The organism is Marinobacter sp. SS13-12 (genome assembly GCF_030227115.1).
Classification (GTDB): domain Bacteria; phylum Pseudomonadota; class Gammaproteobacteria; order Pseudomonadales; family Oleiphilaceae; genus Marinobacter.
In genome coordinates, this window is sequence record NZ_JASSUA010000001.1 from 2,022,577 (window position 1) to 2,046,810 (window position 24,234).

Genomic DNA, 24,234 nt, shown 5'->3' on the forward strand with positions numbered 1-24,234 from the left:
AATCGCTGGTCGTCAGATCACTCAATACCTTTTATTTACTCGATGACACGCGGCACGAGATAAAGGCCATTCTCGGTAGCCGGTGCAATAGCCTGGAAAGCTTCCCGCTGATTGGTTTCCGTTATCTCATCCGGGCGCAGGCGCTGAACCGCATTCAACGGATGAGCCATGGGCTCCACCGAATCGGTATCGGCGGCGCTTAACTGATCCACCAGCTCCAGGATATTGCCCAGATCCTTCTCCAGCGCTGAAACCTGCTCGTCATCCACCCGAATGCGTGCGAGCACAGCGACTTTTTCAATGTCTTTACGGGAAATGGTCACATTGCCTCCCAGGTTTAACTATGTGAAATGTCTTTAATAATACGGTTTATTCAATGAAGGCCACCCGGGTTTCCGGGGCGTTCGGGGGGAGCTTTCCAAAACTGTGCGGAGCCAGGGATGGCGTAGCTCAAGCGCCACACGGACGTGCTCGAGCGTGTTTTGGAAAGCTCCCCCCGAACGGCCCTCCACCAGAGCCTGACAAATAAAAGCGCTATGGTAACAGATTCGAACAATCGCGGGAGGGGCCAAAACAAAGGGCGAAAGCGTGAAAGACCCCGCGGGAGCCCCGATGGTGCCTTGCCTGCAGGGGTGCTCACTGCTAAAGTTGCCGCATCATTTTTTGCGACTGCAACTCTCAGGTTGAAACTACACGAATGTTGATCAAAAGACTCCGAGGTTTATTTTCCAGCGACCTGTCCATCGACCTGGGCACCGCCAACACCCTTATTTACGTGCGCGAACGCGGCATCGTACTTAACGAGCCCTCCGTTGTGGCCATCCGCACCCATGGGTCCCAGAAAATGGTTGCAGCCGTTGGCGCCGAGGCCAAACGTATGCTGGGCCGCACGCCGGGCAACATCACCGCCATCCGTCCGATGAAAGACGGCGTCATCGCAGATTTTGTCGTTACCGAGAAAATGCTCCAGCACTTTATCCATAAAGTGCACGAGAACAGCTTTATTACACCCAGCCCCCGGGTACTGGTCTGCGTGCCCAGCAAATCCACCCAGGTGGAACGCAAGGCTATCCGCGAGTCTGCCCTTGGTGCCGGCGCACGGGAAGTTTTCCTGATTGAGGAACCCATGGCTGCTGCCATCGGCGCCGGCTTGCCGGTAGAGGAAGCCAGCGGCTCGATGATCGTGGACATCGGTGGTGGCACCACCGAGATCGCCATTATCTCCCTGAACGGCATCGTCTACGCCGAGTCCGTCCGCACTGGCGGTGACAAGTTCGACGAAGCCATCGTCACCTATGTGCGCCGCAACTACGGCAGCCTCATCGGTGATTCCACCGCCGAGCGCATCAAGCACGAAATCGGCTGTGCCTATGAAGGCCTGGACATCCGCGAAATCGATGTTCGCGGTCGTAACCTGGCCGAGGGCGTGCCCCGTGCCTTTACCCTGAACAGCGAAGAAATCCTCGACGCCCTTCAGGAGTCCCTGGCACAAATCGTCCAGACGGTGAAAAGCGCCCTGGAACAGTCGCCACCGGAACTGGCTTCCGACATAGCCGAGCGTGGCATTGTACTGACCGGTGGCGGAGCGCTGCTGCGTGGACTGGACAAACTGATCAGCGAGGAAACCGGCCTGCCGGTAATCATTGCTGAAGATCCGCTCACCTGTGTCGCCCGTGGTGGTGGCAAGGCGCTGGAAGTGATTGACCGTGGTGGAATCGGAATGTTCTCCCAGGAGGGCTGACCTTGACCCCGGCTTTACGCCCCGACATTGCCACAACCCGGCCGCCGCTCGTGAAAATTCACGGCGGCGGTTGTCGTATGGACACCTGCAGGGATTGCGGGAGGGTTCGCCATTAAAACCATCTTTGTACAGGGTCCTGTTCCCGGCTTCAGACTGTTGCTGGTCATTGTGCTGTCGGCGGTATTGATTGTGGCTGATGCCCGTTTCGATCAGCTTACCCCTGTTCGCAGCGCCATTGGCACAGGCATGGCGCCGATTCACTGGCTGGGCAATGCGCCCTCTGAGCTGAGCGGCTGGGTCGCCAGCCTGTTTACCTCCAAGGAAGACCTGCAGGCCGAAAATGAGGAGCTTCGGGCACGCCTTCTGATTCTGGAGCGTCGGGCTCTTAAATACGCGGCGCTGGCTTCCGAGAACAACGAACTGCGTCAGTTGATGAATTCGTCGGAGGTGCTGGACGACCGGGTTATTGTCGGCGAAGTGGTAGCCGTTTCTCCCGACCCTTTCTCCCATGAAATTGTTATCAACAAGGGTCGCCGTGACGGCGTTGAAGTAGGCCAGGCGATCCTGGATGCCAATGGCCTGATGGGGCAGGTTCAGCAAACCAGCAGTTTTACCTCAAGGGTATTGCTGGTTTCGGATAGCAGCCATGCCGTGCCGGTGGAAGTGGTTCGCAATGGCCTGCGGGCGATTCTTCTGGGCAATGGCGACACCAACACCCTGGAATTAGTGCATGTACCGGATACCGCGGATATCCGGGAGGGGGACCTGCTGGTCAGTTCTGGCCTGGGTGGGCGTTTTCCCAAAGGATATCCGGTTGCGGAAGTGGACAGGATCGTTAAAGAGCCGGGCGAACCTTTTGTGAAAATAGAGGCAACGCCGCTGGCAGAGCTGAACAAGAGCCGGTTACTACTGGTTGTGTTCTCTCCTGAACAGGAGGCCACTGACGAAGCCGGGGACACAGCCGCTGGCACTGGCGTGGACACGGCAGAACAGGGAGAGGTGCGCTGATGCTGTCAGTAATCAGTTATCCCGTTTTCGCCTTCAGCATTGTTCTGGCCCTGGTGCTCAGCAGTTCCCTGTTCCCGGTGGGTTGGTTCGAGTTCCGGCCGGAATGGCTGGGATTGATGGTGTTCTACTGGACTTTCCGGGCGCCCGCCCAGTTTGGCATTCTGCTGGCCTGGTGTCTGGGGCTGTTGCTGGATGTCCTGGAGGCCACGCCGCTGGGCGTCAACGCCTTGGCCATGGGGGTCATTGCGTTCCTGGTGCTGACTATTCACCAGCGGCTGCGCATGTATCCAATGCCCCAGCAGTGCCTGATGGTCTTTCTGCTACTGGGTATCAACCAGATGCTGGTGCATTTTATCAAGCAGACTCTGGGCGCGGATGATTCGGGCTTCAGTTATCTCTGGCCGGCACTGACGAGTGCCATAGCCTGGCCTTTTGTTTGTGTTCTGCTGGACAATCTCAACCGCAAACTCGGATAGAGGGGGGCTCGTATGGCATCGATTATTCTGGCCTCAGCCTCACCGCGCCGAGCCGAACTGCTGAAGCAGATCGGATTGTCGTTTCATGTTCGCCCGGCGGATATTGATGAAACTCCGGGCACAGATGAGTCCGCAGTGGATTATGTGGAGCGGCTGGCTCGGGGTAAGGCACTGGCTGTTCAGGCAACAGAGCCAGGTGCCACTGTGATCGGCTCGGACACATCGGTCGTTCTTGGGGGCCAGATCCTTGGTAAGCCCCAGGACAGTCACCATGCGATGGGCATGCTGAAGCAACTGTCAGGCACGACCCATCAGGTAATGACGGCGGTGGCTGTTGCCAGCGCCAACGCCTGCGAGTCCCGGGTTTCTGTTACGGATGTCCGCTTTCGTCCACTATCGGGCGAGGAGATAGAAGCCTATGTGGCGACCGGGGAGCCCATGGACAAGGCCGGTGGCTATGGTATTCAGGGGCGGGGTGGTATTTTTGTAGAAGAACTTCGGGGTAGCTACAGCGCCGTGGTTGGTCTGCCCCTGCAGGAAACCGCAGAATTACTTGCCGGCGCCGGAAGCCCGGTCTGGGAAACCTGGAACAGCAGGCAGGAGAGCCGCAATGAGTGAAGAAATACTGATCAATGTTACCCCGGTGGAAACCCGGGTGGCTCTCGTGGAGAACGGCATGCTCCAGGAAGCCTACATTGAGCGTACCAGCCGGAAGGGCATTGTCGGCAATATCTACAAGGGCAAGGTGGTTCGCGTGCTGCCCGGCATGGAGGCGGCTTTTGTGGATATTGGTCTTGAGCGTGCCGCTTTTATTCACGCGTCCGATGTGGTGCCCGTTCAGCAACCGCCCAATGAACCCGCCGATACCCCGAAAACCGTCCCGGATATCCGTACCCTGCTACGGGAAGGGCAATCACTGGTGGTGCAGGTCACCAAGGACCCCATCGGCACCAAGGGCGCGCGGCTGACAACCCAGCTGTCTATACCGTCCCGTTACCTGGTGTTTATGCCCGGTGTCAGTCATGTGGGCATTTCCCAGCGAATCGAAGATGAGAATGAGCGTGCCCGGCTGAAAACCCTGGTAGAAGAGGGGGCAGCCGCAGACTCTGACGCCAGCGGGGGCTACATAATTCGCACGGCCGCTGAGGCCGCTTCAGCGGAAGATCTGCTTGGCGACATGACCTACCTGCATCGCCTGAATCAGGCGATCGAAGAGCGCATAACCCGCAGTGAGGCGCCGACTGCGGTCTATCAGGATTTGCCGCTGTTTATCCGTACCATCCGTGACCTGATTCGCCCCCAGACCGAAAAAGTCCGTATCGACAGTCGTGAGAGTCACCAGCGGGTCATGGAATTTGTGAATGAGTTCGTGACCGAGTTTTCCGACAAGGTCGAGTACTATCCGGGCGAACGGCCCATCTTCGACCTCTATTCCGTTGAAGATGAAATCCAGAAAGCCCTCAGCCGCAAGGTCCAGCTGAAGTCGGGTGGGTACGTGATCATTGATCAGACCGAAGCAATGACCACCATCGACATCAACACCGGCGCGTTTGTGGGCCACCGCAACCTTGAGGAAACCATCTTCAAGACCAATCTGGAAGCGGCCCGCGCCATCAGCCGTCAGCTGCGGCTGCGTAATCTTGGCGGCATCATCATTATCGACTTCATTGACATGGATGATGCCGAGCACCAGCGCCAGGTGCATCGCATGCTGGAAAAGATGCTGGAGCGGGACCATGCCAAAACCAAGATAACCGGGGTTTCGGAGTTGGGGCTGGTGGAAATGACCCGCAAGCGCACCACCGAGAGCCTTGGCCAGATACTTTGTGAACCCTGCCCCATCTGCGATGGCCGTGGTTTCCTGAAGACCAGTGAGACGGTCTGTTACGAGGTGTTCCGGGAAATCCTGCGGGTAAACCGTGCCTATGACGCAGAAAGTTATCTTGTCATGGCCTCCCAGAGCGTGGTGGATCGGTTGCTGGACGAGGAATCCGACAACGTTGCGGACCTGGAGACCTTCATCAGTAAAACCATTCGCTTTCAGGTTGAGCCATTCTACAGTCAGGAGCAGTATGATGTGGTGCTGCTGTAACGCCGGAACGGCAGGCATTCACTAGGCGTGGCGGTTACCCCTGATGGCATCCAGTGTCGCTGATCAAAAAAACAGACCTATCGTTGTTCGATTACTGTCGCGCCTTGCCAGTCTGATCTGGTGGTTGCTGCTGGCGGTCATCATCCTGCTGGCACTCTACGCCGGGCTTGGCCGGCAGCTCACCCAGAATATCGACGATTACCGCGCCAATATCGAGCAGGTACTGTCGTCGAAGCTTGGCCAGGAAATTCGTATCGGTTCCCTGTCGTCGAGCTGGAACTGGCTCAATCCGACCATTATTGCCCGCGAAATCCTGGTGCTGTCTGATGGCGATCGCAATGATGTGGCCGGCTCACTGCAGAGCGTTCGCATCGGCCTGGACTTTCTGGCATCGCTGAGACGCTTTCGCATTGTGTTTGCCAACTTTGAAGCGGACGGGCTGGAGTTGACGGTTAACCAGACCCGGCGCGGTGAAGTCATCGTTGAAGGGGTGGATATCCCCGGGCCGGTGGCCAACGACATTGAGCTCTGGCTGGACATTGCCGGAACCTGGCTTTCTGACCCCTCGGTAAAAATTACCCGCTTTGATCTCGGTGTCCGGGACAACAATGACCAGTTGCGGCATGTGGAGATTCCCCAGTTGGACCTGGTCTACCAGCGTGGTCTTTTTCATGCCTCAGGCCGGGCCATGAGCCCCGGCACTACCGAGCAACTGGCCAGTTTCGGGCTGGTTGGCCGGCACTTTTTCAGGGGCGACTTTACTGGCCAGATATACGCCGATATCAACTCCGGGCGGTTGTTCGACGGGTTGGTTGAAGAATATGCCTGGCGCGATGTCCGGGTGGAAGGGTTCGATCTGGGTGGCCAGGTCTGGATGACCTTTCGTGACGGTTTGATGGAGCAGGTCAGTGGCAACGTGGCGACGCCTTACCTCCAGATCGGGGCTGGCAAGGAATCCCTGGCGCCGCTTGAGGATATCAGCGTAAGGTTTGGCTGGCGCAGGCAGCATGCATCAAATGGCCCACCGGAAAACCAGTCCTGGTTCACCACCGGCGAGTTCCACCTGAAGGGGCTGGAGTGGCAGTGGAATGGTGATGCGGTTCCTCCTTTCGACGTCCGTTTTCAATTCGATGATGAAGAAGCCGGGCCCCGCATCATTGCCGACGAGCTATCGTTACAACCTCTTCGGCGGCTGGTAACCAGTCTCGGCCTGCTACCGGACACGGCTGCCAGGGCCCTCGAAAACTACCGGCCGGCCGGCAAACTGAACCAGTTGTTGCTCAAACTGCCATCCGAGAAGAACCGGCAGTTTGAGCTGACGGCGTTAATGAACGACGTTCAGGTGCGGGCCCACGGTGGTGCGCCGGAAATATCGGGCCTTAACGGCAATCTCGTAATGACGAATGAAGGCGGCTATGCGCAGGCCCGGAGCGACGAGCTGACACTGGGCTTTCCGGATCTGTTTCGCAATTCCTGGAGTCTGCGGGGCTTGCGGGCTGGCGTGGCCTGGCGCTTCGAGGGAGACATTATCCGGGTCTATTCCGACGAAATCGGGATGGTTTATGGCGATGGCACCGAGCTGACCGGCGCATTCGATTTGCGGATGGATCGTCACGGTGAGGACAGTCTCGGGGTCAAGGTCGGCGTTCGCAACGGAACCGCCGAGATGCTTGCGGATTTTGTGCCGGCCAGGGCCGTGGCCCCGGGCTTGTATCAGTGGCTGACAACCGCCATTGAAGACGTTGATGTCACCAGCGGAGAATATTTCGGCCACGGGCTGATCAATCGCGATGCCCCACCGGGCTCGTTTGTGTCCTCCATGGTCTACCACTTTCAGGATGCCACCGTCCGTTATGATGAACGCTGGCCGGAGGTCACTGATGCCTCAGGCACGGTTTACGTTCAGAATGGACGCACGCGGGTGGAGGTGGAGTCCGGCCGCACCGGCGGGCTCGACCTTGAGCCGGGGCAGGTGAGAGTCGAACCCGAGGATAGTCATGTTCGGCTCTCTGTGGATGCTTCGGCACCGGTAGCAGGTGAAGCCGTGGCCCACTGGATGACGAACAGCCCGCTGGGCGAAATGGCCGGAGAAGCTGGCAGGAGCATCCAGCTGGATGGCAGTTATCACCTGGGCCTGCAGCTTGCTCTGATTCTGGGTTCGGACTCGCCGCCCGACATAAATGCCACCGTTCGCGCCGATGCCGGCACGCTGACGTATACCCCGGCGGATCTTGAATGGACACAGATCAATGGCGAACTGAGTTTCAGCACCGAGGACGGATTTTCTGACACGCCTCTTCAGGCTGATTTCATGGGAGCTCCGGTTACCGTGCGGTTGCGCCGTGATGAGGCTGGGGAGGCACTCAATATCCGCCAGTACGGCCGTCTTGATATCAGCAATGTGCTGGCGCAGACCGCGCTGCCGGAGGGAACCAGTCTTGGGCTGAGTGGAGACCTCGGCTACCTGGCAACCCTGGACGTCTCGCCGGGTAATGCGACCGCCGTGAGGCTGTATTCGGACCTGACGGGGCTCGCGGTCAGCTGGCCGGAACCATTGGCAAAGAAGGCTGACGAGGAAGCGCCCCTGAGTGCAAGCATAGAGCCCAGGGGTGATGCCGGGATAAACGTCTATGTTGACTGGCCCGATCGCCTGAACCTGGAACTGCTGTGGCAGACGGATAACCTGGACCTGACTTTCCACACCCTTTATCTGGGTGACCAGCAACTGACCGGTGTCGACGTTTCAGCGCGCCAGGTCAATGAGCAGTGGACTGTTGAGGCGGAATCAGAGTGGCTTTCCGGGGGTGTATACTGGCCTGAGGATGACAGCCCGGTCGTCGTGGATCTGGAACGGCTGAAGCTGGCCCGGGGCGACGGCGAAGCGGAAGAGGAGGTGCCCCTGCTGCCGGAGCCGGATGAACAGGTTCGTGCCTTCCGCGAGCTGGCCATGGAGAACTGGCCGGATATCGACCTACGTATCGCCAGCCTTCAGCTCGACGATGACGATGCCGGCACCTGGTCTCTGGGGCTTCGTCCGGAAGCCACGCGGCTACAGGTGCAGGACATCGCCGGCAGGCTGAACTCGTTGACCCTGGGCGGACAGTTGACCTGGAGTATTGCCGGAGACCGGGAGACCACCCGGTTCGTCGGTGACATTACCGGTGAGTCCCTTGCGGATCTTGGCAACCTGTTTGGCACCGAGATACCGTTTCGCAGCGAGAGCACCGTGGTGAATATGGATATTGACTGGCCGGGCCGGCCCAATGAATTTGATGTATCAGGGCTCAGCGGGTCAGTGAGTGTGCGCTTTGATGACGGCGTCATTCTGGAAGGCAACAACACCGCCCAGTTGTTCCGGGTATTCAATCTGCTGAACTCCGACACCTTGTGGCGGCGGTTGCAGCTGGATTTCTCCGATCTGTACGAAGCCGGTGTGGCATTTGATGCCATCTCTGGCAAGGCAACCATGATTAACGGCCTGCTGACGCTGGATCCGGAGTTGCAGGTGGTTGGTCCCTCCGGTGCTTTCAAGCTGACCGGCACCAGCAACATGATAGAAGAAACCCTCGATATGAGCATGGTGGTGGTTCTGCCGTTGACCCAGAACCTGCCGCTGGCAGCACTGCTGATGGGGGCGGGCGCGCCCATTGGAGGCGCCCTGTTTGTACTGGACAAAGTATTGGGTGATCCATTGAGTAAACTGACCAGTGCAACTTATAGTGTCAGCGGAAGTTGGGACGAGCCGGAAGTTCGCCTCAGGCGGGTATTTGATACCGGCCAGTAATGATTTCATCCGGAGGATAATCAATGTCAGTACAGGCACAGCAGGCAGTGAACAGACAGCAAAACAGGGTAGCGGCGCTCCAGATGGTGAGCACCCACGATATTGCCTCTAACCTCAGGGAAGCGGGGCGCTTGCTGGCGGAGGCTGCAGCTTCCGGGGCCAGCGTGGCGGTACTGCCGGAAAACTTCGCCGTGCTGGCAACCCGGCAGATGATTGGTTGCGGCCGTCGCGAGGCAGATCCGGATAACCTGATACGGCATTTTCTGGCCGAGCAATCCGCCGAGCTTGGCATCTGGATTGTCGGTGGCTCACTGCCCATAGCTTCACGCCCGGATGGTTCCACAGTGAGGGATCGGGTCAGGGCCTGTTGCCTGGTCTACAACGATCAGGGCGAGGAAGTCGCCCGCTATGACAAGATCCACCTGTTTGATGCCATGGTGGAGGATGCCCAGGGTCAGTATCGGGAGTCCGATACCTTCGAGCCCGGCGAAGACGTGGTTTTGATCGACACCCCCGCCGGTCGGCTGGGACTGGCCATTTGCTACGATCTTCGTTTCCCGGAACTGTTCCGCAAGTTGCGGGAACAGGGCGCCGAATGGGTGTCACTGCCCAGCGCGTTTACCTGGAACACCGGCGATGCCCACTGGCACGCGCTGCTGCGGGCCAGGGCCATCGAGAACCAGTTCTGGATGGTGGCAGCGGGGCAGGGTGGCCAGAACAGCGAGCGGCGGCATACCTATGGCCACAGCATGATTGTTGACCCCTGGGGGCGAGTCTTGTCCGAGATCGGCGAGGGGCCCGGGGTAGTCACTGCCGACCTGGACCCGGAGATGCTCCGCGAGATACGTACCCGGATGCCGGTCTGGGAGCACCGGAAGCTCTGACCAGGCGGTCCGCTAGTGACCGGCCGCCTCAACGTCGTCAATGCATTCCCTCAGGTAGCGGAACAGTTTTCTGGGCTGGCCGGTATTTTTTTCGTTCTGCATGTCCCGGCGGGCGTTTCGGGCCAGGTTGCGCAGGTGCTGGATATCGGCCGTTGAGCAGTAATTCAGGAATTCCCCCACGGCAGAGTCACCCTCTTCGATCATCCGGTCGCGCCAGCGCTCCGCCAGGTGATGGCGACGGGTGTGCTCCTCGCTGCCAGCATCGAAGGCATCAATGGCACGGGTCAGACCTTCGGGATCGTCTTCCTGGCGAATGATCTTGCCGATGTACTGCAGGTGGCGCCGCCGGGCCTCATTCTGGCGAATGCGGCGGGACTCCTCAATGGCCGCCCTCAGTGTTCCGCTGATGGGCAGGGTGTCGAGCTGGTCGTTGCTCAGGTCGAGCATGCGCTTGCCCAGGCCCTGCAGCTGGTGCATGTCCCGCTTGAGCTGGGATTTGCTGGGGCCGGAGTATTCGGGGTGGTCGTTTTGAGTATCGTTCATGAAGCGTCCGTTTTGTCGGATTACGGCTTCGCCTAATCCGACCTACATTAAATTAAGCGTCCGACCCGTAGGTCGGATTAGCGAAGCGTAATCCGACAAACCTGTCATCCATAAAATATCGTAGCCAGGCCAAGAAACGCCATAAACCCGATCACATCTGTCACCGTCGTCAGTATAACGCTTCCCGCCAGCGCCGGATCAATGTTGCGGGATTTGAGGAACAGGGGCAATACGGTGCCCACGAGGGCTGCTGCAATCAGGTTTATGATCAGCGCAGCAGCAATGATGGCGCCAATCATCATGTCCTTGAACCAGAGGGTGGCGGCGGTGGCTACCACAACAGCCCAGAGCAACCCGTTCAGGGCGCCGGCGACAAATTCGCGGTTCAGCAGCCAGCCCACGTTGGCGCCACTGATCTGCCCCACGGCCATGCCGCGGATGACCAGGGTCAGGGTCTGGCTGCCGGCGATACCGCCCATGGAGGCCACGATAGGCATCAGCACAGCCAGCGCCACGACTTTCTCGATGGTGGCTTCAAACAGGCCGATGACAGCGGAGGCAGTAAACGCCGTAAGCAGGTTGATGCCCAGCCAGACAGCCCTGCGCCGGGTGGTCTTGAAAATCGGCGCAAAGGTGTCTTCATCCTCGTCCAGGCCTGCCATGCTCATCAGGGAGTGATCGGCATCCTCGCGGATGACGTCAACCACGTCATCGATGGTGATCCGGCCCAACAGCTTGCCTTCCTCGCTGACCACCGGTGCCGAGATCAGGTCGTATCGCTCGAACAGGGTGGCTACCTTGGTGTCGGACAGGGTGACCGGTATCGGCTCAATGTCGGTGTCCATCACTTCCCGCACCGTCGCAGCAGGGTTGGAAACCAGCATTTTGGTGATCGGCAGCATGCCGATGAATTCGTCCCGCCGGCTTACCACGATCAGGCTGTCCGTCATCGGTGGCAGATTACGGTGACGGCGCAGGTAACGCAGAACCACGTCGATGCTGATATCCGGGCGCACCGTGATGGTGTCCGTATTCATCAGGCCGCCAGCGGTGTCTTCCGGGTAGGAGAGCACTTCCTCAACGCGCTGGCGGTCCTGTTCGTCCATGGTGTCCAGGACTTCCTGAATCACCGTATCGGGCAGCTGTTGCAGCAAGTCGGCAAGGTCATCCGACTCGAAATCTTCAATGATGTCTGCGAGTTCCTGAGCGTTCAGCTGACTCAGGAAGTAGCCGCGGATATCATCATTGAGATACTGGAGAACTTCGCCCTCCAGTTGTTTGTCCACCAGGTTCCACAGCAACGCCCGCTGACGGGGTGGCGAGGATTCCAGCAGGTGGGCAATATCACTGGGGCTCAGGCCGCCATTGAGGATGCGGGCAACCTGTTTCAGGGCGCCACTGTCCAGCGCTTCGCTCAGGGAGCGAAGGCGTTGGCGAGCCTGGCTTTTCTCCAGAATATCGGTCATGGATCACCCACAGTCAGAAAACCCCCGTATTATAGCGAAGTTAGGGTACACAGGTGAGAAAGAGTTGTAGGTGAATGCCGTGGTCGGGCCACCCACGGGCTGGCGGCTATTCGCCCTCGCCGAAATAATCATCAATAAGTGCTGACAGCGCCTCGATGGCCTCGGACTCGTCCGGCCCGTCTGCAATCAGTTCTACTTCCGTGCCCTGGCTGGCAGCCAGCATCATCACCGGCATGATGCTCTTGGCGTCCACTTTTCGGTCGTTCCGGCTGATCTGAACACTGCTCTCGAAATCCGACGCGGTTGCAACCAGCTTGGCGGCAGCGCGGGCATGGAGGCCAAGTTTGTTGACGATGGTGATGGGGCGGCGAATCATAGACGGTTCAGCTTTCCCGGCTCTGCAAGTGCGGAAGTTCAGTGTGCCGGACCTGGACGTTGCTGTACTTTCCCGAGAAATGACGGCCCAGCTGTTCGCAGACGTAAACCGAGCGATGCTGGCCACCGGTACAACCGATGGAAATTGTCATATAGCTGCGATTGCTGTCGGCAAAGGAAGGCAACCAGGTTTCCAGGAAGCTGGTCAGATGGTCCACCATTTTCCGGCTCAGGGGTTCCTTTTCCAGGAAGTCGATAACAGGCTGGTCGGTACCTACGAATTTTCGCAGGCTGGTGTCCCAGTAGGGATTGGGCAAACAGCGGACATCGAACACATAATCCGAGTCCAGCGGCACCCCGTGCTTGAAGCCAAAAGACTGGAACAATAGCGCCAGTTCCTGCTCACGTCGCCCGGCCACCCGCTGCTTGACCATGTCCCTCAGTTCGTACATGGACAGCCCGGTGGTATCGATATAAAGGTCGGCCAGTTTCGACAGGGGTTCCAGCAGTTTTTTCTCGTTGCCGATGGCTTCGCGCAGTGAGGTCCTGTCGTCGCTCAGGGGGTGCTTGCGCCGTGTGGCGTGAAATCGCTGGAGCAGGGACTGTTCATCGGCGTCCAGGTAAATGACCTCGATGGTCACGCCGGTATCCTGCAGGCTGCGGTAGATGTCTTCAAAGTTACTGAGCTCGCCGGACAGATTGCGTGCGTCGATGCTCACCGCCATCTTGCCCAGCCGGCCCGGTGAGCTCTGGGTGGTGGCTTCCCGCGTCAGGGGGAAGAGCAACCCGATGGGCAGGTTGTCAATGCAATAGAAACCCAGGTCCTCCAGCACGTGCAGGGCGGTACTTTTACCGGAGCCTGACCGGCCGCTGACGATGATCAGTTTCATAGCCCATTCACCTCGAATCCAGAGCGGCTCAGCTTCCTTCGGCCGTCATCCGGCGATAGAGAGAGTCCGCATCGGTACACTGGCGGAGTTGATCGCAGAATGCCCGTACATTGAACTTTTCGGCCAGCTGGCTCAGCAGTTCAAGGTGTTCACTGGTCGCTTCCTTGGGAACAATCAGGGCAAACACCAGGTCTACCGGCTGGTTGTCGATGGCATCGAAGGCCACACCTTCTTCCAGGGTCAGCAATACCCCCACAACGTGATCGAGCCCTTCCAGGCGACAGTGGGGAATGGCGATACCCTGGCCAATACCCGTGCTCCCCAGTCGCTCCCGGGCAACGAGGTTGTTGAATATCGCGGTATCACTGAGCGACGGATCGTGTTGCTGGATCTGCTCCGCAATGGTTTCCATAACCCGCTTCTTGCTGGAGGCGGGCATCCTGCAAAGGGCCAGCTCCGGCGCGAGAATGTTCTCGATAGTCAGGGATGTGTCGGTCATGAATCGACTGCAGTTCCGTAAAAAAAGGCTGCGGCAGCTTTTGTAACGAAGCCGGCGCCGCAGCTCGATTAACTGTTATGCACCAAACAGGACGCCCTAGCGGGCTCCGTTTCCGTGCATCCGGTCAACGTTCTTTTCCTTGTGCTTCAGGATCTGCCTGTCCAGCTTGTCCACCAGCGCATCAATGGCGGCATACATATCGCTGTTTTCGGCCTTTGCGTGAATCTCACCACCTATCACGTGTAGCGTAGCTTCCGCCATCTGGCGCACTTTTTCCACCTCAAGGGTGACCTGGCAATTGCTGATGTGGTCAAAGTGACGCTCAAGCTTGTCAAACTTGCCTGTTACGTAATCTTTCAGTGCGGGAGTCAATTCTACGTGATGGCCTGAAATATTGAGTTGCATAGGCTTCTCCTGTTATCGGATTTTACTACTACACCAGTCGCTTTCTTTCGTTGGACGGAGGAATGTGCATTGCCTCACGGTACTTGGCCACGGTTCGTCTCGCTACCTTGATACCCTGTTCTCCTAGCATGGCTGCAATTTTACTGTCGCTCAATGGCTTTTTCGGGGTTTCCGTTGCAATCAGCTTCTTGATCATGGCCCGGATTGCCGTAGAGGAACATTCTCCGCCCTCGTCAGTGCTGACATGGCTGGAGAAAAAATACTTGAGTTCAAATATGCCACGCGGCGTGTGCATGTATTTCTGGGTGGTCACCCTGGAAATGGTCGACTCATGCATTTCCACCGCCTGGGCAATGTCCGACAGGATCAGTGGCTTCATGTATTCCTCGCCATGGTCCAGGAATCCCTGCTGGTGCTCGACAATTCGCGTGGCTACCTTGAGCAGAGTCTCGTTACGGCTTTGCAGGCTCTTGATAAACCATTTCGCTTCCTGCAGTTGGTCTCGCAGGTAAGTGTTGTCGGCACTGCTGTCCGCACGCTTTATAAGTGAAGCATAGCTGGCATTGACACGAATGCGCGGTGCAATTTCCGGATTCAGCTCTACCCGCCAGCGTTCGTTGTGCTTGCGCACGATCACGTCCGGGATGACGTAGTCCGGTTCGGCCTGGTCGAGGGTATCGCCCGGGCGCGGATTCAGCCCGGTAATGAGGGCCAGAACGTCCCGCAACTGATCTTCCTTCAGGCGGCTGCGGCGCAGCAGTTGTGCGTAATCACGATTGCCCAGAAGATTAATGTAGTGGGTGATCACCAGCCGTGCCTGGGCGAGCCACGGGGTATCCGGTGGCAGCTGGTTCAGCTGGATCAGCAGACATTCCTGAAGATTCCGGGCGAAGACACCAGGCGGATCAAAATGCTGCAACCGGTGAAGTACGGCTTCCACCTCGTCCATTTCAAGCGGGTCTTCATCAGACTCTTCCATCATCCCGGAATGGATCTCTTCCAGGGGAGAGGTGAGGTACCCGTGATTATCAACCGCATCCATCAGCGCGTGGGCGATGGCCTGGTCCCGTTCGCTCAGGGGCGTCAGGTTCAGTTGCCACTCCAGGTGATCGTGCAGGGTTTCCGTAGGCGAGTTGCGAGTTTCAAAATCGTTGTCGTTTTCATCGTCGTTACGGGCCGATGACGCGGGTGCCGACTGGTAGATGTCGTCCCAGGCGGTGTCGACCGGAAGGTCATCGGGAATGGTGTCGGGGCTGTCGGTCTCTGACGACCAGTCAGGCCCGTTTTCGGATTCATCCCAGTCTGAAGACGATTCGGAGGCGGTGTTTGACTCTTCTGTCGATGAGGCTTCGGCAGCGGTGTCGTTCTCGTTTTCCGTGGATTCCGGATTCTGGTTATCGTCGTCTTCCGAGGTTTCCAGCATGGGGTTGGATTCCAGCGCCTGCTGGATTTCCTGCTGGAGGTCGAGGGTGGAGAGCTGCAGTAGCCTGATAGCCTGTTGCAGCTGGGGCGTCATGGTCAGGCTTTGACCCAGCTTTAACTGTAATGAGGCTTTCATAACCATAGTTCAGGATCCGTCACTCGGTCGCTCTCGGCCTTTCCGGGGAGTTGAGGTTGCATAAAAACTCTTTGTATGCTGGCAACTTGCCGTGCCAAGCAAGTTCTTTGCCGAGTGTACTACAGGCGAAATTCATTGCCTAGATACACTTCCTTGACCTGCTGGTTGGCAAGAATAGCTTCCGAGTTGCCGGATGCGATGATATGGCCTCCGCTGACTATATAGGCGTTCTCACAGATGTCGAGTGTTTCCCTCACATTGTGGTCGGTGATCAGCACTCCAATGCCCTTGTCCCGCAGGTGGCGGATAATGTGCTTGATGTCGCTCACCGAGATCGGGTCCACCCCCGCAAAGGGTTCATCCAGAAGAATAAATGCCGGCTCCATCGCCAGGGCCCGGGCGATTTCGACTCTCCGGCGCTCGCCACCCGACAGCGCCATACCGGGGCTGTCGCGGATATGGGTGATATGAAACTCTTCCAGCAGCTCTTCCAGCTTGGCATCCCGTTGGCTGCGGTTAAGTTCGCGGCGGGTCTCCAGAATGGCCATGATGTTGTCACGTACGGTCAGTTTGCGGAACACCGACGCTTCCTGGGGCAGATAGCCGATACCCTTGCGGGCCCTGCCGTGCATTGGTAGTGGCGTGATGTCCTGGTTGTCGATGGTGATCCGGCCATTGTCGGCGGGAACCAGCCCTACAATCATGTAAAAGCAGGTGGTCTTGCCGGCGCCGTTGGGGCCCAGGAGGCCGACAATTTCACCGCTGCGGATCTGCAGGGAAACGTCGATGACAACTTTCTTCTGCTTGTAGCTTTTTGCCAGGTTACTGGCTCTGAGAACTGCCATCGGTATCCTGTCTGTCGGGGTTGCTGGGAGAGTTGCTGGTTCTGTTGCGGGGTTGTATGACCATCTCCACACGGCCACTGCCTTCGCCCGCGTCAGCAGCGCCTTCGGCGGTAACAACACGTTCGGCACTGTCGTAGTGGATAACATCCCCACGGAACAGGTTACCGTCCTGCTCAATAACCGCCTCACGTTCGAAGGTTACCCGGTTTTCGGCGGCTGACCAGATGATCGTCAGGGCGCGGGCATCTGTTTCTCCCTGTCCTTCCGTTGCCGGCTGCCGGTAATGAGCTGGCTGTCCGGTTGCTTCAATGCGGCTGACACCGTTCTCGTCCCGGTAAAGTACAACCTTGTCGGCGGTCAGGTTGGTCTGGCCCTGTGTCATTTCCACGTCACCGGTATAGGTTGCGATACCCTGGCCGTCATCCAGTCGTGCGCTGTCAGCATTGACCCTGATGGGCTGGTCAGACTCCATGTCGAACGCAAGGGCTGTGGGCGCTACCAGTGCCAGGCAAGCAGCAGCCAGTACCAACGATTTCGGTGCGGGCCAGCGGGGCCTGCCGCGGAGATCAGATTTACTTGCCAGGCTCATAGCGTCCTTCCACCTGCGAGTCGAGTTCAAGAATGCGGTCATCAATCCAGGCCTTCATTCCAGTAGCCGTGGTCAGGCTGACCGCATCGGTCAGTGCTACCGGCTCGTCCGTGTAAACGGTGCGATCACGGTTATTCATTGTCAGTGCCGTTGTTGTCAGGGTCAGCGGGCGCCCGCCTTCGGCTTCCCGGATGACTTTTACATCCCCGGTCAGGTGAACCAGGTCTTCAGCTTCGAGAAAACGTCCTTCGGTTGCCTGGACCTGCCAGGGTGGATTGCCACCCTCGCCGAACAGTGTCGCCCGGGGCGATTTCATGACAGTCTCGCTGCGGGACTCGAACTGCTCGATCCTCGGGCTCCGGAACCGTGTTGTCAGCCGGCCCGTTTCGTCGTACGACAGGTAAAGACCGTTGACCACAAAGCCGTCGGGCTCGGATTCGCCCCGCAGTGAGGCAGCGTCTGTCGGCACCGTTGGTTCGTCACTTTGCCAGAGCAGGAAAAACAGTGCCACTATCGTGCTTGCCAGGCCCAGGGTTCTTACCCAGGGGCGGTTAAACAGAGGCTGGGCGGACATCAATTCTGCTCCAGGTAGGGTTGCAGGCTCGCCTCGAGCTGCCCGCAGGCGCTCAGCAGCAATTCACAGGCTTCCCTGACCGCACCGCTGCCACCAGCGGCAACCGTGCAGACATCCGCATGCTGGCGCACAAACCAGTAACCATTGGGTACGGTAATGCCGAGCCCGGCATAGCGGATGGCCGGCAGGTCCGGCAGGTCATCCCCCATATAGGCGATCTGCTGTGGGGAGAGGCCGAGCTGTCCTGCCAGCTCCACCAGGGCGACCTTTTTGTCCTCCCGGCCTTGCATCAGGTGAGGGATGCCCAGGTCGTTCATGCGCCTTTCGGTCAGTGGTGAGCGGCGCCCGGTAATGACTGCAACGTCAATACCTGCTGCCATCACCTGCTTGATACCCAGTCCGTCGAGAATATTAAAGCCTTTCAGTTCGTCTCCGGAGGCGCTGAAAAACAGCTTGCCGTCGGTCATGATGCCGTCGACGTCCAGAGCCAGCAGGCGGATGGCGGCTGCTTTTTCCATTACGTCCGCCGGCCACTGCGGGCGCTGCTGGTCTGTCATCAGGTCACTGATCAGAGTACTCATCAGATAACACCGGCCCGCAGCAGGTCGTGCATATTGATGGCACCGGTGAGCTTGCCGTTGCGGTCGATAACCGGCAGGGCATTGATTTTCAGCTCCTCCATCATGTTCAGGGCTTCGGCTGCCAGCTGGTCGTCGTGGATAACCCGGCCGTTGCGGGTCATCACTTCTGCAATCGGGGTGTTGTGGATATCCACGGAGCGGTCCAGGGTGCGACGCAGGTCACCGTCGGTGAATACGCCCACCAGGTCTCCAGCGGCATTGATAACCGTGGTCATGCCCAGCCCCTTGCGGGAAATTTCCAGCAGTGCTCCGCCAAGGGTGATGTCTTCCTGTACCCGGGGAATGCGGTCACCCGTGTGCATGATTTCGGAGACACGCAACAGTAACTTGCGGCCCAGGCTGCCACCGGGGTGTGACAGCGCGAAGTCTTCAGTGCTGAAGCCCCGCGCTTCCAGCAAGGCGACCGCCAGGGCATCGCCCATCACCAGGGTGGCGGTAGTGCTGGAGGTAGGGGCCAGGCCGAGAGGGCAGGCTTCCAGGGCAACACTGACATCCAGATTGGCGACCGCTTCCCGCGCCAGGGTAGAGTTTGCGTTGCCGGTCATGCTGATCAGCGGCGCACCCATGCGCTTGATCAGTGGCAATATGGTGAGTACTTCACTGGTGTTGCCGCTGTTGGAAATGCCCAGTACCACGTCCTGGCTGGTGATCATGCCCAGGTCGCCATGGCTGGCTTCGCCCGGGTGCACAAAGAAAGAAGGAGTACCTGTGCTGGCCAGGGTGGCGGCAATCTTGTTGCCGATGTGGCCGGATTTGCCCATGCCGGTCACCACAACGCGGCCCTTACAGGCCATGATAACTTCACAGGCGCGGACGAAGTGATCATCGATCCTGTCGGTCAGGGCGTCAATGGCTTCGCGCTCGATCTCGATGGCTCTCAGGGCGGATTCTCTGAAGGTATGACTGATCTCGGTGTTCATCTGGCACCCGGGTCCGGAATGTTAATGCTTTTCATCGTGGCGAGAGTATATCACTTCAAGGGCTTTGGCTGCCTTCATGACAAGACGGTCAGCAAAACTGATCATTGAGATCCATTCATTTTGTTAAGGATGGATTGAGGTTGTCAGCAGGTTCGCATAATGTACGCACACATTGAGGGCTGCAACCGATCCGCAAGGCTGGCCCCGAGACACCCGGCGGTTACTTGGAACAGGTATGGACACTTCACCCTACATCGAGCTCAGAGACGTGGTTTTCACCCGCGGTGATCGTCGTATCTTCGATGGTGTCAGCCTGGACATTCCCCGCGGGAAGATTACGGCCATCATGGGCCCCAGCGGCACCGGCAAGACCACCCTGCTCAGGCTGATCGGCGGGCAGTTACGGCCGGATTCCGGTACCATCACGGTGGCAGGCGAAAACGTGCCGCGGCTCAAGCGCAAGGCTCTTTACCGCCTGCGGGAGAAGATGGGCATGCTGTTCCAGAGTGGTGCCCTGTTTACCGACCTCAGCGTGTTCGAGAACGTGGCCTTTCCGCTTCGGGTTCATACCTCCCTGCCGGAAGACATGATCCGTGACATTGTGCTGATGAAGCTGGAAGCTGTAGGCCTGCGAGGGGCCCGCGAGCTGATGCCGGCGGAGCTGTCGGGCGGAATGACCCGGCGGGTGGCCCTGGCCCGCAGCATCGCGCTGGACCCGGAACTGATCATGTACGACGAGCCCTTTGCCGGGCAGGACCCGATTGCCATGGGGGTACTGATCAAACTGATCCGGGATCTGAACAGTTCCATGGGTCTGACCAGTGTCATGGTCTCCCACGATGTCAAAGAATCCCTGAGCATCTGCCACTACGCCTGCATCGTGGCGGATGGGCAGATTATCGGTGATGGCACTCCCGAGGAAATCACGGCGCACCCGTCTGAGCAGGTCCAGCAGTTTTTGCACGGCCATCCGGATGGTCCGGTGCCGTTCCATTACCCGGCCGCGGATGCGGAGCAGGATTGGGGCATTACCGGGAGGAGCCGCTAATGGAAAAGTTGGCAGCGTTTGGCCGGCTGGGGCTGGATATCATCGCTTCGCTGGGGCGTTCCGGCCGTTTCCTGGCAGGCGTCCTGGGCGGCGTTTCAAAGCCGTCGGTGGCATTCCCGCTGTTGCTCAAACAGCTGTATTCAATTGGTGTGCTGTCTCTGGCGATCATCGTGGTTTCCGGCCTGTTCATCGGCATGGTACTGGGGCTGCAGGGCTACACCATTCTCAGCGACTACGGCTCGGAAGCGGCCATTGGCCAGATGATTGCACTGACGCTGGTGCGGGAGCTGGGGCCGGTGGTGACGGCCCTGCTGTTCGCTGGCCGCGCAGGCTCGGCATTAACGGCTGAAATCGGGCTGATGAAAACCACCGAGCAGCTCTCCAGCATGGAAATGATGGGGGTGGACCCGCTTCGCCGGGTGATTGCCCCTCGGCTCTGGGCCGGTTTTATTGCCGTACCCATTCTGGCTGCCGTGTTCTCGGTAGTCGGTATCTGGGGTGGCATGCTGGTGGGTGTTGAATGGCTCGGTGTTTTCGAGGGTTCTTTCTGGGGCAACATGCAGTCCTCAGTGAGTTTCACCAATGATGTTCTCAACGGTGTGATCAAAAGCGTGGTATTCGGCTTCGTCTGCACCTGGATTGCGGTCTACCAGGGCTATGACTGCGTGCCCACATCCGCCGGCATCAGTTCTGCCACCACCAAAACGGTGGTGTATTCGTCGCTGGCGGTGCTGGGGCTGGATTTTGTGCTCACCGCCGTCATGTTTGGCGACTTCTGATCGCGGTATACTGAAACAACAGGACACAGGGGGCCGTCATGGCACAGAGAACAACAGAAGTCATCGTAGGGCTGTTCATGATTGCAGGTATCGCGGCTTTGATGTTTCTGGCACTGCAGGTCAGCGGGTTGACGCCAAAAGCGCCGGAGCGTTCTTACACGCTTTACGCCAACTTCAACGATGCCGGTAACCTGGCGCCGCGGGCCAAGGTGTCCATGGCGGGCGTAACCGTGGGCAAAATCCGGGAGATCACACTGACTCGGGAAACCTTCCAGGCTCGGGTGGTGATTGACGTGAATGAAAGCGTGGACAACATTCCTGCCGACAGCTCCGCAGTAATACGTACATCCGGCCTGCTTGGCGAGCAGTACATTGATATTTCGGTGGGCGGCGACATGGAGTCCCTGGGCGACGGGGACACCTTTTACTCCACACAGTCCGCCATGAATCTTGAGCGACTGATAACTAATTTTGCCTCCGGGCAGTCAAAGTGAAAGCAAGTGGTTTACAGGAGACAACCATGGTTCTGATCAGGCATAGCCTGCTGCTCGTTGCATTACTGATGACCCTTCTGGCGCTTCCGGCCCATGCCGGCCCGGAGGACGATCTGCGGGAGTATGTGGATGAAAATACCCAGCAGCTCGTCGACAAACTTCACAATGAAAAGGGCCTGTACCAGGAAGACCCGCAGGCTTTTTACCAGAGCATGGACGAAGAACTGAAAAACTTCGTGGATTTCCGCCGGATTGCAGCCCGGGTGATGGGCCGTTACGCGCGCCAGACTTCGCCGGAGCAGCGCGACGAGTTTGTGGAAAAGTTCAAGCGAAGCCTGTTTGACAGCTATGCCCAGGCGCTGGTCAGCACCGAGGATTTCACCATTGAGGTAAAGGACGCCGTTATCAATCCAAACGATGACAAACGGGCGTCTGTGCGTATGGAAGTGATCAGCGCCTCCGGCAACCGGTATCCAGTGGCTTATTCCATGTACCAGAACAAGGAAGGGCGCTGGATGATGGAAAACGTCATCGTTGAGGGTGTAAATATCGGCCTGGCGTTCCGTGATCGCTTCAGCCAGGAGATGGAAAAAAATGGTGGCGAAGTCCAGGCCGTGATCGACGGTTGGGGAGATGCCGTTGACTCCCTGAACCTGGAAGGTGAAATCGACAAATCATGACACCGGCTCAGGCAACCGTCGCCCTGGACGATAACAGACTCACGGTCAGCGGCCACATCGACCCGCTGACCGTGGTTGCCCTCCGAAAAGAGGGCGACGAGCTGATTCTGGGCAGCAAAGCGGATCTGGTTGTGGATCTTGCTGCAATGAGCACCGCACACAGTGTGGTACTTTCCCTTCTGCTTTGCTGGCAGCGTCTGGCACGCGGCCGCAGCCAGACCCTTCATTTCACCGGTGTCAGCGAACGGCTGGCTTCACTGGCAGCCCTGAGCGGCCTTGATGACCAGTTGCCGGGCTTTCCATCCCGACCATCCCCTGAAAACCAGCACCAGAGCTGACCCGGACACGATAATTGGTTACAATCTCGCCCCTGATTCAAAAACGCCCGAGGATTTTTTATGGAAGCCACCGAAGTTACTGAACTGGTCAAAGAGGCACTGCCTGATTGCGACGTTCAGGTTCAGGTTGACGGAAATCATTACCTCGTCGTTGTGGTGGGTGACGTTTTTGAAGGCTTGCCGACCATCAAACGGCAACAACTGATCAACAAGGCGCTGTTCCAGCACATTCTCGATGGCACCATTCACGCCCTGCACCCGAAAGCCTTTACCCCGGCTGAGTGGGCCGCGCGTCAGGGCTGATACGCCCGCAAACAACAGGAACTCATTGTGGATAAACTTCTGATCAGGGGCCGTAAGCCTCTCGATGGCGAAATACGGATTTCCGGCGCCAAAAACGCCGCGCTCCCGATTCTTGCGGCCACCCTGCTGGCAGATGAGCCGGTTACCGTAGGCAACCTGCCGCATCTGAACGACGTGACCACCATGATTGAGCTGCTTGGTCGCATGGGTGTGGAGCTAATGATCGACGAGAAAATGAGCGTCGAAGTCCACGCCAACACCATCAAGCAGTTTCACGCGCCGTACGAGCTGGTAAAAACCATGCGCGCCTCAATTCTGGTGCTTGGGCCGCTGGTAGCGCACTTCGGCGAGGCGGAAGTGTCATTGCCCGGTGGCTGTGCCATCGGCAGCCGTCCCGTTAACCTGCACATCCATGGCCTGGAGATGATGGGTGCCGATATCAAGGTTGAGAACGGCTATATCAAGGCGAAAACCAACGGTCGCCTGAAAGGCGCGCACATTTTCCTCGATACCGTCACAGTGACCGGTACCGAGAACCTGATGATGGCGGCAGCGCTGGCGGATGGGAAAACCATCCTCGAAAACGCGGCGCGGGAACCGGAAGTGGTGGATCTCGCTGAATGCCTGATCGCCATGGGCGCTGACATCAAGGGCCACGGCTCTGCGACCATTGAAATCAACGGTGTTGAGCGGCTGCATGGCTGCCATTACGACGTGCTGCCGGACCGTGTCGAAACCGGCACCTATCTGGTAGCCGCTGCGGCAAGCCGTGGCCGGGTAAAGCTGAAAGATACCCGCGAGGATCTGCTGGAAGCCGTGCTGCTGAAGCTGGAAGAAGCCGGCGCCCATATCGACACGGGCAAGGACTGGATCTCCCTGGATATGAAAGGGAATCAGCCCAGGGCAGTCAATCTGCGCACCGCGCCTTATCCGGCGTTCCCCACTGACATGCAGGCCCAGTTCGCGGCCATGAATGCAGTGGCTGAAGGCACCGGTACTATTGTTGAAACAGTGTTCGAAAACCGGTTCATGCACCTGCAGGAGCTGATCCGCATGGGCGCGGATATTACCCTTGAAGGCAATGCTGCCATCATCAAGGGTGTGGATCACCTGACCGGCGCCCCGGTAATGGCGACGGATCTGCGGGCCTCGGCAAGTCTGGTTATCGCCGGGCTGGTGGCAGACGGCGATACCATCGTTGACCGGATTTACCATATCGACCGTGGTTACGAGTGCATCGAAGAGAAACTGCAGCTGCTGGGCGCGAGTATCCGCCGCCTGCCAGCCTGAACCCATTGAATC

Annotated in this window: 27 protein-coding genes; 14 read left to right on the forward strand and 13 right to left on the reverse strand. The window is 58.3% G+C overall.

Annotation, left to right across the window (positions count from 1 at the left end; genetic code table 11):
* Positions 1-35: 35 nt before the first annotated feature.
* Entirely contained in the window at positions 36-323 is a 288-nt protein-coding gene (gatC, locus tag QPL94_RS09330) for an Asp-tRNA(Asn)/Glu-tRNA(Gln) amidotransferase subunit GatC (RefSeq protein WP_285356977.1), read from the reverse strand.
* Between the two features lie 377 nt (positions 324-700).
* On the opposite strand from gatC, the gene QPL94_RS09335 reads away from it, so the two are divergent.
* The 7 genes from QPL94_RS09335 (at position 701) to QPL94_RS09365 (ending at position 9,985) form a co-directional block, all read left to right on the forward strand.
* Entirely contained in the window at positions 701-1,741 is a 1,041-nt protein-coding gene (locus QPL94_RS09335; protein ID WP_150991542.1) for a rod shape-determining protein, read from the forward strand.
* A gap of 93 nt (positions 1,742-1,834) precedes the next feature.
* Positions 1,835-2,749 carry a rod shape-determining protein MreC gene (gene mreC / locus QPL94_RS09340; protein WP_502881541.1) on the forward strand — a complete coding sequence of 305 codons (915 nt, stop codon included), beginning with the start codon at positions 1,835-1,837 and terminating at the stop codon, positions 2,747-2,749.
* Entirely contained in the window at positions 2,749-3,225 is a 477-nt protein-coding gene (gene mreD, locus QPL94_RS09345; protein ID WP_137435126.1) for a rod shape-determining protein MreD, read from the forward strand. Before mreC ends, mreD begins: the two co-directional genes overlap by 1 nt.
* Positions 3,226-3,237: 12 nt before the next feature.
* The gene (locus tag QPL94_RS09350) at positions 3,238-3,843 is read left to right on the forward strand and encodes a Maf family protein (RefSeq protein WP_285356979.1); all 606 of its coding nucleotides are present in this window, start codon (positions 3,238-3,240) and stop codon (positions 3,841-3,843) included.
* A complete protein-coding gene (gene rng, locus QPL94_RS09355; protein WP_137435124.1) occupies positions 3,836-5,317 on the forward strand; it encodes a ribonuclease G in 1,482 nt (493 codons plus the stop codon). The genes QPL94_RS09350 and rng overlap by 8 nt, the downstream gene beginning before the upstream one ends.
* Positions 5,318-5,360: 43 nt before the next feature.
* Complete coding sequence (locus tag QPL94_RS09360) at positions 5,361-9,101, forward strand: YhdP family phospholipid transporter (protein ID WP_285356981.1); 3,741 nt, start codon at positions 5,361-5,363, stop codon at positions 9,099-9,101.
* A 23-nt stretch (positions 9,102-9,124) separates the two neighbouring features.
* Positions 9,125-9,985 carry a carbon-nitrogen hydrolase family protein gene (locus tag QPL94_RS09365; protein ID WP_285356983.1) on the forward strand — a complete coding sequence of 287 codons (861 nt, stop codon included), beginning with the start codon at positions 9,125-9,127 and terminating at the stop codon, positions 9,983-9,985.
* 12 nt (positions 9,986-9,997) lie between these two features.
* On the opposite strand, the gene yjgA is transcribed toward QPL94_RS09365, so the two are convergent.
* The 12 genes from yjgA to QPL94_RS09425 form a co-directional block, all read right to left on the reverse strand.
* A complete protein-coding gene (gene yjgA / locus QPL94_RS09370) occupies positions 9,998-10,528 on the reverse strand; it encodes a ribosome biogenesis factor YjgA (RefSeq protein ID WP_137435121.1) in 531 nt (176 codons plus the stop codon).
* Between the two features lie 104 nt (positions 10,529-10,632).
* Complete coding sequence (gene mgtE, locus QPL94_RS09375; RefSeq protein ID WP_137435120.1) at positions 10,633-11,994, reverse strand: magnesium transporter; 1,362 nt, start codon at positions 11,992-11,994, stop codon at positions 10,633-10,635.
* A 106-nt stretch (positions 11,995-12,100) separates the two neighbouring features.
* Positions 12,101-12,370: an HPr family phosphocarrier protein gene (locus QPL94_RS09380; RefSeq protein ID WP_285356984.1), complete on the reverse strand. Its 270-nt coding sequence runs from the start codon at positions 12,368-12,370 to the stop codon at positions 12,101-12,103.
* 7 nt (positions 12,371-12,377) lie between these two features.
* On the reverse strand, positions 12,378-13,259 hold the full coding sequence (gene rapZ / locus QPL94_RS09385) for an RNase adapter RapZ (RefSeq protein WP_285356985.1): 882 nt from the start codon (positions 13,257-13,259) through the stop codon (positions 12,378-12,380).
* Between the two features lie 28 nt (positions 13,260-13,287).
* Positions 13,288-13,758, reverse strand: coding sequence for a PTS IIA-like nitrogen regulatory protein PtsN (gene ptsN, locus QPL94_RS09390; RefSeq protein ID WP_285356986.1), 471 nt, complete (start codon positions 13,756-13,758; stop codon positions 13,288-13,290).
* Between the two features lie 96 nt (positions 13,759-13,854).
* The gene (gene hpf / locus QPL94_RS09395) at positions 13,855-14,163 is read right to left on the reverse strand and encodes a ribosome hibernation promoting factor (RefSeq protein ID WP_137435116.1); all 309 of its coding nucleotides are present in this window, start codon (positions 14,161-14,163) and stop codon (positions 13,855-13,857) included.
* A gap of 28 nt (positions 14,164-14,191) precedes the next feature.
* Complete coding sequence (locus QPL94_RS09400; protein ID WP_285356987.1) at positions 14,192-15,721, reverse strand: RNA polymerase factor sigma-54; 1,530 nt, start codon at positions 15,719-15,721, stop codon at positions 14,192-14,194.
* Between the two features lie 119 nt (positions 15,722-15,840).
* Positions 15,841-16,566, reverse strand: a complete 726-nt coding sequence (lptB, locus tag QPL94_RS09405) for an LPS export ABC transporter ATP-binding protein (protein WP_137435114.1) — start codon at positions 16,564-16,566, stop codon at positions 15,841-15,843.
* Positions 16,544-17,155, reverse strand: coding sequence for a lipopolysaccharide transport periplasmic protein LptA (gene lptA, locus QPL94_RS09410; protein WP_502881517.1), 612 nt, complete (start codon positions 17,153-17,155; stop codon positions 16,544-16,546). The genes lptB and lptA overlap by 23 nt, the downstream gene beginning before the upstream one ends.
* Positions 17,139-17,729 carry an LPS export ABC transporter periplasmic protein LptC gene (lptC, locus tag QPL94_RS09415; protein WP_285356988.1) on the reverse strand — a complete coding sequence of 197 codons (591 nt, stop codon included), beginning with the start codon at positions 17,727-17,729 and terminating at the stop codon, positions 17,139-17,141. The genes lptA and lptC overlap by 17 nt, the downstream gene beginning before the upstream one ends.
* The gene (locus QPL94_RS09420; protein ID WP_502881518.1) at positions 17,729-18,310 is read right to left on the reverse strand and encodes a KdsC family phosphatase; all 582 of its coding nucleotides are present in this window, start codon (positions 18,308-18,310) and stop codon (positions 17,729-17,731) included. The genes lptC and QPL94_RS09420 overlap by 1 nt, the downstream gene beginning before the upstream one ends.
* Positions 18,310-19,290, reverse strand: a complete 981-nt coding sequence (locus QPL94_RS09425) for a KpsF/GutQ family sugar-phosphate isomerase (RefSeq protein ID WP_137435111.1) — start codon at positions 19,288-19,290, stop codon at positions 18,310-18,312. The genes QPL94_RS09420 and QPL94_RS09425 overlap by 1 nt, the downstream gene beginning before the upstream one ends.
* Positions 19,291-19,525: 235 nt before the next feature.
* Here QPL94_RS09425 and QPL94_RS09430 point away from each other — a divergent pair, with 235 nt between their 5' ends.
* From QPL94_RS09430 to murA, 7 genes are read left to right on the forward strand one after another with little or no spacing between them, the layout of a single operon-like run.
* Positions 19,526-20,338 (forward strand): ABC transporter ATP-binding protein, encoded by an 813-nt coding sequence (locus QPL94_RS09430; RefSeq protein ID WP_285356989.1) that lies wholly within the window; start codon positions 19,526-19,528, stop codon positions 20,336-20,338.
* The gene (gene mlaE / locus QPL94_RS09435) at positions 20,338-21,117 is read left to right on the forward strand and encodes a lipid asymmetry maintenance ABC transporter permease subunit MlaE (protein WP_285356990.1); all 780 of its coding nucleotides are present in this window, start codon (positions 20,338-20,340) and stop codon (positions 21,115-21,117) included. The genes QPL94_RS09430 and mlaE overlap by 1 nt, the downstream gene beginning before the upstream one ends.
* Before the next feature lie 38 nt (positions 21,118-21,155).
* Positions 21,156-21,611, forward strand: a complete 456-nt coding sequence (gene mlaD, locus QPL94_RS09440; RefSeq protein WP_285356992.1) for an outer membrane lipid asymmetry maintenance protein MlaD — start codon at positions 21,156-21,158, stop codon at positions 21,609-21,611.
* 26 nt (positions 21,612-21,637) lie between these two features.
* The gene (locus QPL94_RS09445) at positions 21,638-22,291 is read left to right on the forward strand and encodes an MlaC/ttg2D family ABC transporter substrate-binding protein (protein WP_285356993.1); all 654 of its coding nucleotides are present in this window, start codon (positions 21,638-21,640) and stop codon (positions 22,289-22,291) included.
* Positions 22,288-22,629 carry an STAS domain-containing protein gene (locus QPL94_RS09450; RefSeq protein WP_285356994.1) on the forward strand — a complete coding sequence of 114 codons (342 nt, stop codon included), beginning with the start codon at positions 22,288-22,290 and terminating at the stop codon, positions 22,627-22,629. The genes QPL94_RS09445 and QPL94_RS09450 overlap by 4 nt, the downstream gene beginning before the upstream one ends.
* A 60-nt stretch (positions 22,630-22,689) precedes the next feature.
* Positions 22,690-22,932 carry a BolA family protein gene (locus QPL94_RS09455; RefSeq protein WP_285356995.1) on the forward strand — a complete coding sequence of 81 codons (243 nt, stop codon included), beginning with the start codon at positions 22,690-22,692 and terminating at the stop codon, positions 22,930-22,932.
* 27 nt (positions 22,933-22,959) lie between these two features.
* Positions 22,960-24,222, forward strand: coding sequence for a UDP-N-acetylglucosamine 1-carboxyvinyltransferase (murA, locus tag QPL94_RS09460; RefSeq protein WP_285356996.1), 1,263 nt, complete (start codon positions 22,960-22,962; stop codon positions 24,220-24,222).
* The last annotated feature ends 12 nt before the right edge of the window (positions 24,223-24,234 follow it).